General features: G+C 66.4%; 11 protein-coding genes. 2 read left to right on the forward strand and 9 right to left on the reverse strand.

The genetic code is table 11. From position 1 onward, the window contains the following. Positions 1–57: 57 nt before the first annotated feature. Positions 58–1,518, forward strand: coding sequence for a xylulokinase (gene xylB / locus BLQ76_RS02545; protein WP_090668371.1), 1,461 nt, complete (start codon positions 58–60; stop codon positions 1,516–1,518). Positions 1,519–1,619: 101 nt separating this feature from the next. Here the strand turns inward: xylB and BLQ76_RS02550 are convergent, their stop codons facing one another. The 6 genes from BLQ76_RS02550 to BLQ76_RS02575 form a co-directional block, all read right to left on the reverse strand. Next, positions 1,620–2,732, reverse strand: a complete 1,113-nt coding sequence (locus BLQ76_RS02550) for a branched-chain amino acid ABC transporter substrate-binding protein (RefSeq protein WP_090668374.1) — start codon at positions 2,730–2,732, stop codon at positions 1,620–1,622. Positions 2,733–2,882: 150 nt separating this feature from the next. Then, complete coding sequence (locus tag BLQ76_RS02555; protein WP_090668377.1) at positions 2,883–3,245, reverse strand: DUF6867 family protein; 363 nt, start codon at positions 3,243–3,245, stop codon at positions 2,883–2,885. Then, positions 3,245–4,003 carry an ABC transporter ATP-binding protein gene (locus tag BLQ76_RS02560; protein WP_090668380.1) on the reverse strand — a complete coding sequence of 253 codons (759 nt, stop codon included), beginning with the start codon at positions 4,001–4,003 and terminating at the stop codon, positions 3,245–3,247. The genes BLQ76_RS02555 and BLQ76_RS02560 overlap by 1 nt, the downstream gene beginning before the upstream one ends. Beyond that, complete coding sequence (locus BLQ76_RS02565; protein WP_090668383.1) at positions 4,000–4,995, reverse strand: ABC transporter ATP-binding protein; 996 nt, start codon at positions 4,993–4,995, stop codon at positions 4,000–4,002. Before BLQ76_RS02565 ends, BLQ76_RS02560 begins: the two co-directional genes overlap by 4 nt. A 4-nt stretch (positions 4,996–4,999) precedes the next feature. Then, positions 5,000–6,460: a high-affinity branched-chain amino acid ABC transporter permease LivM gene (livM, locus tag BLQ76_RS02570; protein WP_090668386.1), complete on the reverse strand. Its 1,461-nt coding sequence runs from the start codon at positions 6,458–6,460 to the stop codon at positions 5,000–5,002. An 8-nt stretch (positions 6,461–6,468) separates the two neighbouring features. Then, positions 6,469–7,371 (reverse strand): ABC transporter permease subunit, encoded by a 903-nt coding sequence (locus tag BLQ76_RS02575; protein ID WP_090668389.1) that lies wholly within the window; start codon positions 7,369–7,371, stop codon positions 6,469–6,471. Positions 7,372–7,631: 260 nt separating this feature from the next. Here BLQ76_RS02575 and rirA point away from each other — a divergent pair, with 260 nt between their 5' ends. Then, on the forward strand, positions 7,632–8,096 hold the full coding sequence (gene rirA / locus BLQ76_RS02580; RefSeq protein ID WP_090668392.1) for an iron-responsive transcriptional regulator RirA: 465 nt from the start codon (positions 7,632–7,634) through the stop codon (positions 8,094–8,096). Positions 8,097–8,100: 4 nt separating this feature from the next. Here the strand turns inward: rirA and BLQ76_RS02585 are convergent, their stop codons facing one another. From BLQ76_RS02585 to BLQ76_RS02595, 3 genes are all read right to left on the reverse strand, one after another. Beyond that, on the reverse strand, positions 8,101–9,321 hold the full coding sequence (locus BLQ76_RS02585) for a glycosyltransferase family 4 protein (protein WP_090668394.1): 1,221 nt from the start codon (positions 9,319–9,321) through the stop codon (positions 8,101–8,103). Positions 9,322–9,466: 145 nt separating this feature from the next. After that, positions 9,467–10,861, reverse strand: coding sequence for an HlyD family type I secretion periplasmic adaptor subunit (locus tag BLQ76_RS02590; protein ID WP_090668397.1), 1,395 nt, complete (start codon positions 10,859–10,861; stop codon positions 9,467–9,469). Between the two features lie 21 nt (positions 10,862–10,882). Continuing rightward, on the reverse strand, positions 10,883–12,676 hold the full coding sequence (locus tag BLQ76_RS02595) for a type I secretion system permease/ATPase (RefSeq protein ID WP_244519443.1): 1,794 nt from the start codon (positions 12,674–12,676) through the stop codon (positions 10,883–10,885). Between the last annotated feature and the right edge of the window lie 183 nt (positions 12,677–12,859).

The following is a 12,859-nucleotide window of genomic DNA, read 5'->3' on the forward strand; positions in this document are numbered from 1 at the left end:
GGGAGGGCCGGCGCGCATGCCGGGCCGCTTCGTTCTTGAAGGAGCTCCGGCGCTCGTATGGGCCATTACCTCGGACTTGATCTCGGCACCTCGTCGCTGAAGGCGCTGGTGATCGACCAGAACCAGAATCCTCTCGCGACAGCCAGCGTCCCGCTCACGGTCGAGCGCCCGCATTTCGGCTGGTCGGAGCAGTCGCCCGACAGCTGGCTCAAGGCCTGCGAGGACGTGATCGCCATCCTGCGCCGCGAGGCGCCGGACGCGCTGGCAGGCGTCGAGGGCATCGGCCTGTCGGGCCACATGCACGGGGCGACGCTGCTCGGCGACGACGACCAGGTGCTGCGCCCCTGCATCCTGTGGAACGACACGCGCTCCCATGCCGAGGCGGCCGAACTCGACGACGACGAGGCGCGCCGCATCACCGGGAACATCGTGTTCCCCGGTTTCACCGCGCCCAAGCTTCTCTGGGTGGCCCGCAACGAGCCCGAGATCTTCAGCAAGGTCCGGCGCGTTCTGCTGCCGAAGGACTACCTGCGTCTCTGGCTGACCGGCGAGGCGGTCTCGGAAATGTCGGACGCGGCCGGAACGAGCTGGCTCGATACCGGTCAGCGTCGCTGGTCGAACCGGATGCTGGAGCGCACCGGACTGCCGCTTTCCGCCATGCCGAGGCTGGTGGAAGGCACCGAAACCAGCGGGACGCTGCGCGGCGAACTCGCCTCGCGATGGGGTCTCAAGGCCGGCATCGCAGTGGCGGGCGGCGGCGGCGACAACGCGGCCTCGGCCTGCGGTGTCGGCGTCACGCGCCCCGGCACGGGCTTCCTGTCGCTCGGCACGTCGGGCGTCCTCTTCACGGCCAGCGCCGGCTACGATCCGGCGCCCGAAACAGCGCTCCATACGTTCTGCCATGCCATTCCCGGCCTTTGGCACCAGATGGGCGTGACGCTCTCGGCCGCAGGGTCGCTGGAATGGCTCTCGCAGCTCCTGCAGGAGAAGCCGGGCGACCTCGTCGCACAGGCCGGCGACAGGCTCGACGAGCCGGGACGGCTTCTGTTCCTTCCCTATCTCTCGGGCGAGCGCACGCCGCACAACGACGCGGCCGTGCGTGGCGCCTTCGTCGGGCTCTCGGCCGACACGAGCCGGGCCGACATGGTGCGGGCCGTGATGGAGGGCGTTGCGTTTTCGATGCGCGACTGCCTCGACGCCGCCCCGCATACGGGTTGGGTTCGCCAGCTCGTGGCGGTCGGCGCCGGCTCTCGCTCCAGCCTCTGGCTCCGCATCATGGCAAGCGTTCTGGAGACGCCGGTCGCGCTGCCGGCCGCGGGTGACTTTGGCGCCGCGTTCGGCGCGGCGCGGCTCGGCTTGTGCGCGGCGACGGGCGCCGACCCCGACGCGGTGATGACCGAGCCACCGATCGCCGCTCGCTACGAGCCGGACGCGAAGCTGACGGAAGCCTATGCAAGGGCGCATCAGCGCTATCAGGCGCTCTATCCCGCGCTGAAGGCCGCGGCGATCCGCGACTGAGCGAACCGACCAGCCAGTAAAAAGGCCCGGCCGAGAGATCGGCCGGGCCTTTTCGTTGCGGTGACCGACGGAAGAGGGACGCCCTTCCGCCGGACCGATGCTTACTTCGACGCGTCGGCGGTCAGGTAGTCGTACTTGCCGGCCTTCCACTCGTAGATGACGTAGCCCGGCAGCGTGACGTCGCCCTTGCCGTCGAACTTCAGGTCGCCCACGACGGTCGGCAGAGCCTCGGAGTCCAGAACCTTGGTGACGGCCTCGAACTCGGTCGACTGCGCCTTCTTGGCCGCCTCGGCCCAGGCCTGGATCGCGGCGTAGGTGTAGAGAACGTAGCCCTCGGCGGTCTTGCCGGACTTCTCGATCTCCGCGACGATCGGAGCCGCCTGCGGGTTCTTGCGAGGATCGGGCGAGAACGTCATGAGCGTGCCCTCGCCGGCGTCGCCGGTGATCGCCCAGTATTCGTCGGTGACAATGGCGTCGCCCGACATGACCTTGGCGTTCAGGCCCTGCTCCTTGGCCTGACGGGCGATGAGGCCCGCCTCGGTCTGGTAGCCGCCGATGTAGATCAGCTTCACGTCGGCCTGCTTCATGCGGGTGATGAGCGAGGAGAAGTCCTTCTCGCCGACCGTGTAGGACTCGGTCACAGCCGGCTTCACGCCGCCCGCTTCCATGAACTTCATGGTCTGGTCGGCAAGGCCCTTGCCGTAAGCCGACTTGTCGTCGAGCACGGCAACCGCCTGACCCTTGAACTTGTCGGCGATGTAGCCGCCCGCGACCTCGCCCTGCTGGTCGTCGCGACCGCAAACGCGGTAGATGCCGGGACCGGGGCGCTTGTCGGTGTAGTCCGGGTTGGTGGAGGCCGGCGAAATCTCGATGATGCCTTCCTCGGCATAGACCTGGCTGGCCGGGATCGAGGAGCCCGAGCAGAAGTGGCCGGCGACAAATGACACGCCCTGCGAGGCGAACTGGTTGGCGACCGCGACGGCCTGCTTCGGATCGCATGCGTCGTCGCCGATCGAGAGCTTCAGCATCTCGCCGTTGACGCCGCCGGCCTTGTTGATGTCGGCAATGGCCTGCTCGGCGCCGATGCGGAGCTGCTCGCCGAAGGCGGCGTTCTGGCCCGTCATCGGACCGGCGACGCCGATCGTGATGTCGGCGAGCGCGGCCCCGGACAGCATCATGTTGAGGGCCACACCGGCCAGAAGCAGTTTCTTCATCGAACGTTTCCCCTGTTGTCCGGCCGCTTCGGCCGTGCATGGCGGCAACCGGTTCAGGCCGGCGCTCGAAACCGAGTAAAGACGGATTCGCGCAATCCCGCCATAGGCTTCGTCGCTATCCCGGCAAGTTTCTGCACGCCTTCGCGCCGTTCAGGCAGAATGCCCACTGCTTGTGCTAAGGAACCGGTACTGCCCCCGCATCTGCGCGCTTCGCGTCGTCTGCCGACCCACGGCCGCCAGGGCCAATAGCGCGACGAAGTCGACGAGACCGTAGTGCAGCGCGGTGCCGACGGTGGAAAACGGCAGAAAGAACGTCCCGTTGAACAAGGAGAAGTGAAGGAAGCGAATCGCGGCCGTCAGGAGCAGGATGTAGAAGACCATAAGCCCCCAGCCGTCCCATCCGCGCGCCGTCGCCCGGCCGACCGCGAAGGCGAGCAGGCCACCGATCACGAGGGTCACGACCACGAACTCGACCGCTGAAACCTCCCACAGGAGGGCCATCTCGCGTTCCATCAGTGATGTCCTCCCTCGAGATAGGCGGAGCGTACTTCCTCGCGCGCCAGGAGCTCGCGGCCCGTGCCGCTCATGGTGATGCGGCCATTGACCATGACGTAGCCGCGATGGGCGAGGCGCAGCGCATGGAAGGCGTTCTGCTCGACCAGGAAGACGGTCAGCCCCTCGTTGCGGTTGAGCTCGCGGATCACCTCGAAAATCTGCTTCACGATGATCGGGGCAAGGCCGAGCGACGGCTCGTCCAGCAGCAGCAGGCGAGGGCGGCCCATCAGCGCCCGGGCGATCGCCAGCATCTGCTGCTCGCCGCCCGAAAGCGTTCCGCCGCGCTGCGTGGTGCGCTCCTTGAGGCGCGGGAACAGGTCGAAAATCCGGCGGATGTCCTCGTCGAAATGGTCCTGGCCGACGAGCGTCGTCCCCATCTGCAGGTTTTCCATGACCGTCATGCGTCCGAAGATACGCCGGCCCTCGGGGGACTGGGCGATCCGACGGGTCATGATGTCATGGGTCGGGAGCTGGGCGATGTCCTCGCCGGCATAGACGATGCGGCCGGCGCGCGCGCGCGGGTTGCCGCAAATCGTCATCATCAGCGTCGACTTGCCGGCGCCGTTGGCACCGATCAGCGTGACGATCTCGCCGTCGCCGACGTCAAGATCGACGCCCTTCAGCGCCTGGATCTTGCCGTAGAAGGTCTCGACGCCGCGGATCGACAGAAGCGGCTGGGCGGTCGCCGGAGCGACCGGCGTGGCGAGCGCGCTCATCGGGCATCTCCTTCCGCGACATGGGCCTCGGCGATCGCGCCATCGACGTCCCCGCGCTCCAGCTTCTCCTCGACCGCTTCGACCTCCTCATCGTCGACGCCGAGATAGGCCGCGATCACGCGTGGGTCGTTGCGAACCTCGTGGGCGGTGCCGTCCGAGATCTTCTTGCCGTAGTCGAGCACGACGATGTGGTCCGAGATCTCCATGACGACGCCCATGTCGTGCTCGATCAACAGGATCGAGGTGTCGAACTCGTCGCGGATCGAGCGCAGGAGCGCATTCAACTCGGCCGACTCCCGCGGGTTCAGGCCGGCGGCGGGCTCGTCGAGGCACAGAAGCACCGGATCGGTGCACATGGCGCGCGCGATCTCGAGGCGGCGCTGGTCGCCGTAGGACAGGTCGGCGGCCGGATCGTCGGCACGGTCCAGAAGCGCCGTGCGCCGAAGCCAGTCCACCGCGCGGTCCTGCGCGGCCTCCTTGGCGCGGCGATAGCCCGGAAGCCCGAGCAGGCCGGCGATCGTGAAGCCCGATGCCGCCATCAGCTTGTTGTGCTGGGCGACGAGGAGGTTCTCGAACACGGTCATGCCGCCGAAGAGGCGGATGTTCTGGAAGGTGCGCGCGACGCCCGCGACCTCGGTGATCTTGAAGTCCGGCATGCGCTCGAGAAGGAAGATTTCGCCTTCGCCGGTCTTCAGGCTCTTGGCGCCGCCGCGCGTCAGCTCGGCCAGCGCATCGTTGCCGATGCCCCGGCCACGCCGCAGGGCGATACGCCCCTCGGTCGGCTTGTAGAAGCCGGTGACGCAGTTGAAGACGGTGGTCTTGCCGGCGCCGTTCGGGCCGATCAGGGCGGTGATGTCGCCGCGTCCGACCGAGAAGCTCAGATCGTTGATGGCGACGAGGCCGCCGAAGCGCATCGTCAGATGCTCGACGGTGAGCACCGGGTCGCTGGTCCAGCGACCGGCGGCAAGGGGGGCGGAGGTCTGGATCGTCATGGGTTCAGTGGCCCTCGCCCTGTGCGACCATGTCGGCGCCGATGCTCTTGCGTTCCTTGTAGACGGCGGATGGCTGGCGCGAGGACACGAGGCCGCGCGGCTTCCACACCATGATCGCGACCATGGCGACGCCGAACAGCACCATGCGGTAGCGCGAGGGGTCGAAGTCCGATCCGAGGATGTCTTGGATGAAGGTCAGGTTTCGCATCAGCTCGATGCCGCCGATCATCACCAGCGACGCGAAGACGACACCGATCTGCGAGCCGAGACCGCCGAGCACGACGATGGCGAGAATGATCGCCGACTCGAGGAAGGTGAAGCTTTCCGGCGAGATGAAGCCCTGACGGGTGGCGAAGAACGAGCCGGCGAAGCCGCCGAACATGGCGCCCGTGGCAAACGCGGTGAGCTTCACGTTGGTGGTGTTGATGCCCAGCGCGCGGCAGGCGATCTCGTCCTCGCGCAGGGCTTCCCAGGCGCGCCCGACCGGCAGGCGGCGCAGGCGAAGCGTTACGAAGTTGGTCAGAAGGGCGAGTGCCAAGATGATGTAGTAGAGGAAGATGAAGCGATGGATGGCGTCGTAGGGGATGCCGAAGAAGTCGGAGAACGACCCTTCGCCGCGACCGAACTCCAAACCGAAGAGCGTCGGACGCGGAATGCCGAGAAGGCCGTTCGGACCGCCGGTGAACTCACCCCAGTTGAGCAGAACGACGCGGATGATTTCGCCGAAGGCGAGCGTCACGATCGCGAGGTAGTCGCCTCGCAAGCGCAGCACCGGGAAGCCGAGAACGATACCCCAGAGCGCCGCGAAGAGGCCCGCCATCGGCAGGCACACCCAGAAGCCGAGCTCGAAGTTGTTGGCGAGCAACGCGAAGGAGTAGGCGCCCACCGCGTAGAAGGCGACGTAGCCGAGGTCGAGAAGGCCCGCGAGGCCGACCACGATGTTCAGGCCCCACCCGAGCATGACGTAGGTCAGGATCAGGATCGCGAGATCGATCAGGTAGCGGTCGGACGCCGGGAAGAGCGCTTGGATGATGAAGGGCAGAAACAGCGCGACGCCGAGGAACAGGATGCCGAGCACCCGGCCGACCGTGATCTTGCGGCCCGGCGCGGCGACTTTCTTAGTCGTCGTGGCGGAGCGCAGCGACACCTTGCGCTGGAACAGGGCGAGGCTGAGTACGAAGCGAACAACGAAGGCGATGGCGACGAAGGTCAGCCACAGGTCCCAGCGCTGGTAGAGCAGCAGGCCGCCGGGCGCGATGTCGGAGCGGATCGCGACGAAGAAGAGCGTGAGGAGGCCCACGATCGCCGCCGTGATGGTCGCCTCTCGAAGCGCCTTCGGAACGCTGATGACGGTCGCAGGCTCCGGCGTGAACGGCGGCTCACCGCCGACAGCGGCTCGGCGCTCGTCCTGAAGCGCCTGCGCGCCCTCTGGGGTCTGAGTGGAGGTCGGCTGGATGGTCGACATGGATCGTCTCAGACCTTCTCGACTTCGGGACGGCCGAGCAGACCGGAGGGAAGGAAGATCAGCGTGATGGCGAGGATCGAGAAGGCGGCGACGTCCTTGTACTCGACCGAAAAGTAGCCGGCCCAGAAGGTCTCGATCAGGCCGATGGCGAGGCCGCCGAGCATGGCGCCGGGCAACGAGCCGATGCCGCCGAGAACCGCCGCCGTAAAGGCTTTAACGCCGGCAAGGAACCCGATGTAGAAGTCGATCACGCCGTAGTAGAGGAGATACATCGTGCCGGCGACCGCGGCGAGCGAGGCGCCCATGACAAAGGTCAGCGAGATCGTCCGGTCGACGTTGACGCCGAGCAGCGATGCCATCTTGGCGTCCTGCTCGCAGGCCCGCTGCTGGCGACCGAGCGGCGTGCGCGTGATCAGGAGCGAGAAGGCGACCATCAGCACGAGCGTCGTCGCGATGATCAGGATCTGCATGTACGAGATCTGCACGCCGTTCGTGATCATCACCGTTCCGGTGACCTGCGGCGGCAGCGGCTTCACGCGGGCGCCCTGCGTGAGCTGAACGAAATTCTGCAGGAAGATCGACATGCCGATGGCGGTGATCAGCGGGGCCAGGCGGAACGAGCCGCGCAACGGGCGATAGGCGATCCGTTCGATCGACCAGCCCCAGAGCGCGGTGAACAGCATCGCCACGACGAGCATCAGCAGGAGGACGATCGGAAGGAACGTCACGCCGATCGCGGCAAGGAGCAGGAAGACGGTCAGGGCTATGAACGACCCGATCATGAACACCTCGCCGTGCGCGAAGTTAATCATGCCGATGATGCCGTAAACCATCGTGTAGCCGATCGCGATCAACCCGTAGATCGACCCCAACGTCACGCCGTTGACGAGCTGCTGCAGAAAATAATCCATGAACCGCCTGTATCTTGCCGAGCATCGCGCGGCACAGACGGCCGGCTGAAGCGCGCCTGCTGGTGAGGCATGCCCGATTGCATAGCAACGGGTTAGGCGTTCGCCAATCCTTCACGTTGGCGAGAACGTGGATAAATCTTAACCTCTGCGCGATCGATGCCGCGATGCGCTCCCGCTTTCATTGAGTCTGGAATTCTTCTAAACGTGGCGACCACCGCGGTTCGGAGTCGCTTCCGCGTGCGGCCTTGGAGGAGAGCGCCATGCGCCTGACCCGTCAGACGAACTACGCCATTCGCATTCTGATGTACTGCGCGGCCAATCCGAACCGGTTGAGCCGGGTGGGCGAGATCGCGAGTGCCTACAACGTCTCGGAGCTCTTCCTCTTTAAGATCCTCCAGCCGCTCGTCGAGGCCGGCTTCGTGGAGACCGTGCGCGGCCGCAACGGCGGCGTGCGTCTCGGTCGCGCGGCCGATGCCATCACGCTCCGGCAGGTGGCCGAGGTGACGGAAGAAAGCTTTGCCATGGCGGAATGCTTCGAGACCGGCGCGACGGACTGCCCGTTGATCGACAGCTGCGCCTTGAACGCCGCCCTGCGGGCCGCGCTCGATGCATTCCTGGGAACGCTCGATCGCTTCACGGTCGCCAGCCTCGTGGAGGGATCAAGCTCGATCAAGTTGCGGCTCGGGCTTGACACGGTGACCGTGCCCGAGCGCGAGGTGGCCTGACGGGTCAGTTCATCATCCGTTGCATCAGCGCCAGCTGCCGGGGCAGGGTGATGCGTGTCAGATCGTAGTCCTCGACAACGGTGCGGCGCGCATTGCGCCGCATCTCACGGAACCGTTCCGGATACCGCAGCGCCTCGGTGATCGCCGACACCAAGGCCTCGCCGTCGAAGAAATCGACGAGCAGCCCGTTGCGGCCATGCTCGACGACCTCTTGAACCGGCGCCGTCGCCGAACCGATCAGGAGGCAGCCCGTCGACATCGCCTCCAGCATCGACCAGGACAGGACGAAGGGGTAGGTCAGGTAGACGTGCGCGTCCGAGACCTGCAACAGCTTCTTGAAGACGTCGTATTCCAGCCGGCCCACGAAGTGCACGCGCGATGCGTCGGCCACGGGGTTCTGCGCAAGCATGCGCGCCTTCCAGGTTTCGCCCTCGGGCAGCCGCGCGCCGTAGCTGACGCCGTCGCCGCCCACGAGCACCACGTGCGCGGTCGGGTTCTTCTCCAGGATGCGATTAAGCGAGCGCATGAAGACATGGAAGCCGCGATACGGCTCGAGGTTGCGCGCGACGTAGGTGACGAGCGGAACGGAGCCGTCGAACGTCAGCCCATCCGCGAGCGTCACGCTCGGTCTGTCGGCCGGGACGAGAGCGTCGGTGTCGACGCCGTCGTGGATGACCTTCACCTTCGGCCGGAAGATGGCCGGGATGCGACTGTGCTGCCAGGCCGTCGGCGACAGTCCGTAGTCGGTCGACTCGAGGCACGAGAGAATCATCTGGTTGCGCGAGCGCAGCTGGAACTTGAGTTCCGGATTGACCGGAAACTCCGGGTCGAAGCCGACGTCGGACCCCGACGCCGCATAGTAGAATTCGATGTAGCTGAGCAGCGGGACGTCGGGGAACACGTCCTTCACGAACTGCGTCTCGCCCCATCCGCTATGGCCGACGATGAGATCGGGGCGGATGTTCTCCTTCTGCATCTGGATCAGAAGCCGCGCGACCCCTTGTCCGTTCAGGATGCCGTCTTCCAGCGTGCGCAGATACAGGTGCGTCTGAGGGTTGGGCTCGCGATGCGGCTTGTACCCGATGACCTTCACGTCCTGGATGCGGTTGCGCGTCTCCTTCGTGATGAAGAAGAGGCGATTGGTCCCCGCCAGCGCCCGGCACAGATGGAGGAACTGCCCCGGGAAGTTCTGGTGCAGGAAAAGGATCGTCTTGTTCTGGATCATCGCGCGGACTGACTGAGGGACTCTTCGCGTCGGGGTAGCGGCGGGCGGCCCGGTCCGCAAGCGGAAGGTGGCCCGACAAGCGAAGGGCGGGCGAACCCGCCAGGTTCGCCCGCCCTTCGACATCGTTAGCGGGACTGGATCGCCGCTATTCCTCGCGGAAGGCGCGATCCATCGACTGGGAGATCGGGGACAGGATGTAGTCGAGCGCCGTGCGGCTGCCGGTCGGCACCACGATCTCCGCGGGCATGCCCGGGTAGAGGCGAACGTCGCCGGCCATGTGAGCCAGCGACGTGGGGCTCACCTCGACGTCGGCCGTGAAATAGGCGGTGCCGTTCTCGGTGGTCAGGCGGTCGGGCGAAACGCGCAGGATCTTGCCCTCCGCGGCGGGCGTGACGTGCTGGTTGTAGGCCGTCAGCTTGACGTTGGCGACCATGTTCGGCTCGATCTTGGCGATGTCCTCGGGCTTGATCATCGCCTGGACGATCAGCTGCGTGTCATCGGGCACGATATCGAGGATGCGCTCGCCGGCGCCCACGACGCCGCCGTTGGTGAACTGCGTCAGGCCGAGCACCGTGCCGGTGGCCGGCGCGCGCACCTCGGTCAACGCCAGCGTCGCGCGGGCCGACTGGAGGCGCGGGACGATGTTGGCCATCTCGGACTGCACGTCGCTAATGCCTTGATTGGCCTCCGACAGACGGTCCTGGCGCAGACGGTTGATCTGCATCTGCGCTTCGCCCTGCGTCTCGCGGGCCTCGGCGATCTGAGCCTTCAGGCTGCCGGTTTGGCCGCCGAGGTCCACCGAGGCACGCTCCAGGGCGAGAACCTGCGTCTTGGGAGCCAATCCCTTCTTGAGCAGCGAGGCGACGCCCTCCTTCTCCTCCTCGATCAACTCCTGCTGCCGGTTGATCGAGGCGATCTGCACCTCGTAGCCGCTGATGCGCGTGTTGAGCTGGCTGACGCGCTGCTGGAGGATCTCCACCTGCGTGTCGAGGCTCTGACGGCGCGTATCGAAGAGGATGGTCTGGTCGAGCATCAGCTGCTCGATCGACGGATCGTCGCGCCGCTCGGTCACCTCTGCCGGGAAGCTGATCTGGTCCAGCCCCTTGCTTTCCGCCGTGAAGCGCGCCCGGCGGGCCAGAAGGTTCATGTACTGGTTGTCGTAGACCTCATAGGCGGAGCGCGCCTGCACGTCGTCCATGCGCAGGAGAATGTCGCCCTGGTCGACATGCTGGCCATCGCGCACGAGAACCTGCGCGACGATGCCGCCGTCCCGGTTCTTCACGACCTTGCGGCTGTCCTCGACCTTCACGACGCCCGTGGCGAGCACGGCGCCCGAGAGCGGCGCGAAGGCCGCCCAGATGCCGAGACCGACGATAAAGACCGCGACGATCCCCGAACCCAGAAGGATCGGCTTGCGCAGTCCCATGTCGAAGTCGCCACCCTCCGGCTTTGCGGCACCGGGCGGCGGCAAGGCGGCAGTCGTATCGGCGTCGCCCGGTGTGGGCGACTTCGGCGTCTTCCTGAACGCGATCACGGACATGGGTGTCTTCCTTGAACTGGATCAGGAGGAGGCCGGAAGGGCCTTGGGCGCCTGCGCGGGCTGTCCCGCGCCTTGCGCGGCGACAGCCTGTTGCGGCGCCGGCTGGGGCGCCTGCGCGTTCGCGTTGGGTGCCGGGGCTAGGACCTTGGACAGAACCTCGTCGCGCGACCCGAACCGCTCGACCATGCCGTCACGCAGGAGCAGGATCTTGTTGGAGTAGTTCAGCGCCGACATGCGGTGCGAGATGACCACCACGGTCGAGCCCATCTTGCGCAGCTGCACGATCGCCGCGAGCAGAGCCTGCTCGCCCTCGGAATCCAGCGAGGCGTTGGGCTCGTCGAGCACGACGAAGGATGGCCGGTCGTAGACCGCGCGGGCAAGAGCCACACGCTGGCGCTGGCCCACCGAGAGCATCGCGCCGTTCTCGCCGAGCTCGGTATCGTAGCCATCCGGCAGGCGGAGAATGAGGTCGTGGACGCCGGCCATCTTCGCCGCTTCCAGAACGGCCTCGTCGCGGATCTGCGGATTGAAGCGAGCGATGTTCTCGCGCACCGTGCCGGAGAACAGCTCGACGTCCTGCGGCAGGTAGCCGATGTGGCGTCCGATGTTGTTGCGTGACCAGGCGTGCATCTCGGCGCCATCGAGGCGGACCGAGCCGGACGAGGGACGCGACACGCCGATCAGAAGGCGGGCGAGCGAGGACTTGCCGGCGCCCGACGGTCCGATCAGGCCGAGGCAGTCACCCGGCTCCAGCGCGAAGTTCAGGTTCTTCAAGAGCGCCTTGTTGGTGCCGGGGAAGGCGTAGAAGCAGGTCTCGACCGAGAGCTTGCCGGACGGGCGCGGCAGCTCCATGCCGCTTTCCGGCGCAGGGAACTCCTTGAGCAACGCGTTCAACCGATCGAACGCCTGGCGCGAGGCGACGATCGCCGACCACGAGCCGACAGCGCGCTCGACCGGAGCCAGCGCACGAGCCATCAGCATCATCGAGGCGAACATGACGCCGGGGCCCGTCAGGCCGTCGATCACCAGCAGCGCGCCGCCCGCCAGGATCGCGACCTGCAGGAACATGCGCGTGAAGCGGATCGTGGCCGAGATCGAGCCGCCGCGCTCCGAGGCCGTCTCCTGTGCATGGAGCATGGCCAGGCGATCGCGGTTCCAGCGCTGTGCGAGACCGGGCAGCATGCCCATGGCGTAGATGACCTCGGCGTTGCGAAGGCCCGAATCGGTCGCCGAGTAGGAGCGCTGGCCGGCGATGTTGGCCTCTTTCAGCGCCGGACGCGTCACATACTCGTTGGCGAGCGCGAGCCCGAATAGCGCCAGGGCGCCGATCAGCGACAACATGCCAAGGCGCCAGTCGATCGCGAAGATCACGATCAGGAAGATCGGCGCCCAGGGCGCGTCGAGCACGGCGTTCGTGACGTTGCCGGCAAGGCCCTGGCGGAAGGTGTCGAGGTCGCGCAACGCTTGGCTGCGCACGGGGCGGCCGGCGCGAAGGCCTGCGTTCACGACCGCGTCGAGCAGGCGAGGCGCCAGCTTTCGATCAAGCAGCGAGCCGATGCGGATCAGGATCCGCCCGCGCAACTCCTCGAGCGCCGTCATTACGATGAAGGCGCCGACCACCGCCAACGTGAGAAAAAGAAGTGTCGCGACGGACTGAGAGGTAACGACGCGGGAGTAAACCTGCGTCATATAGATGGGCAATGCTAGATAAAGGAGATTGGAGCCGAACGAGAACAGCGCGGCGAAGGCCATAGGTCGGATGCCGGCGTAAAGGGCCGTGCGCATCTCGGGCGCGAGCTGGTTCTGGTTTTGCATACGTCGCCTTCTTACGGTGCGGTCGGCCTTGGCACGGACGGGCTTGACCTTCCAAACACGGCTTCTTGAAGGCCGCGGGACGGTGGCGTGCCCGAGTTCGCAGACCATACAGGCAAAACGGGGAGTTTGGGTACTCTTCCGGTTCAGGAAACAGGCTGCGCCCACAGCGAGAACGAGGACGTG

It is taken from the genome of Aureimonas jatrophae (genome assembly GCF_900104035.1).
In the GTDB taxonomy this organism is placed as follows: domain Bacteria; phylum Pseudomonadota; class Alphaproteobacteria; order Rhizobiales; family Rhizobiaceae; genus Aureimonas; species Aureimonas jatrophae.

Bases quoted from the DNA above. Each gene is read 5' to 3' on its own strand.
- xylB (WP_090668371.1), top strand. From the start codon at position 58: ATGGGCCATTACCTCGGACTTGATCTCGGCACCTCGTCGCTGAAGGCG.
- BLQ76_RS02550 (WP_090668374.1), bottom strand. From the start codon at position 2,732: ATGAAGAAACTGCTTCTGGCCGGTGTGGCCCTCAACATGATGCTGTCC.
- BLQ76_RS02555 (WP_090668377.1), bottom strand. From the start codon at position 3,245: ATGGAACGCGAGATGGCCCTCCTGTGGGAGGTTTCAGCGGTCGAGTTC.
- BLQ76_RS02560 (WP_090668380.1), bottom strand. From the start codon at position 4,003: ATGAGCGCGCTCGCCACGCCGGTCGCTCCGGCGACCGCCCAGCCGCTT.
- BLQ76_RS02565 (WP_090668383.1), bottom strand. From the start codon at position 4,995: ATGACGATCCAGACCTCCGCCCCCCTTGCCGCCGGTCGCTGGACCAGC.
- livM (WP_090668386.1), bottom strand. From the start codon at position 6,460: ATGTCGACCATCCAGCCGACCTCCACTCAGACCCCAGAGGGCGCGCAG.
- BLQ76_RS02575 (WP_090668389.1), bottom strand. From the start codon at position 7,371: ATGGATTATTTTCTGCAGCAGCTCGTCAACGGCGTGACGTTGGGGTCG.
- rirA (WP_090668392.1), top strand. From the start codon at position 7,632: ATGCGCCTGACCCGTCAGACGAACTACGCCATTCGCATTCTGATGTAC.
- BLQ76_RS02585 (WP_090668394.1), bottom strand. From the start codon at position 9,321: ATGATCCAGAACAAGACGATCCTTTTCCTGCACCAGAACTTCCCGGGG.
- BLQ76_RS02590 (WP_090668397.1), bottom strand. From the start codon at position 10,861: ATGTCCGTGATCGCGTTCAGGAAGACGCCGAAGTCGCCCACACCGGGC.
- BLQ76_RS02595 (WP_244519443.1), bottom strand. From the start codon at position 12,676: ATGCAAAACCAGAACCAGCTCGCGCCCGAGATGCGCACGGCCCTTTAC.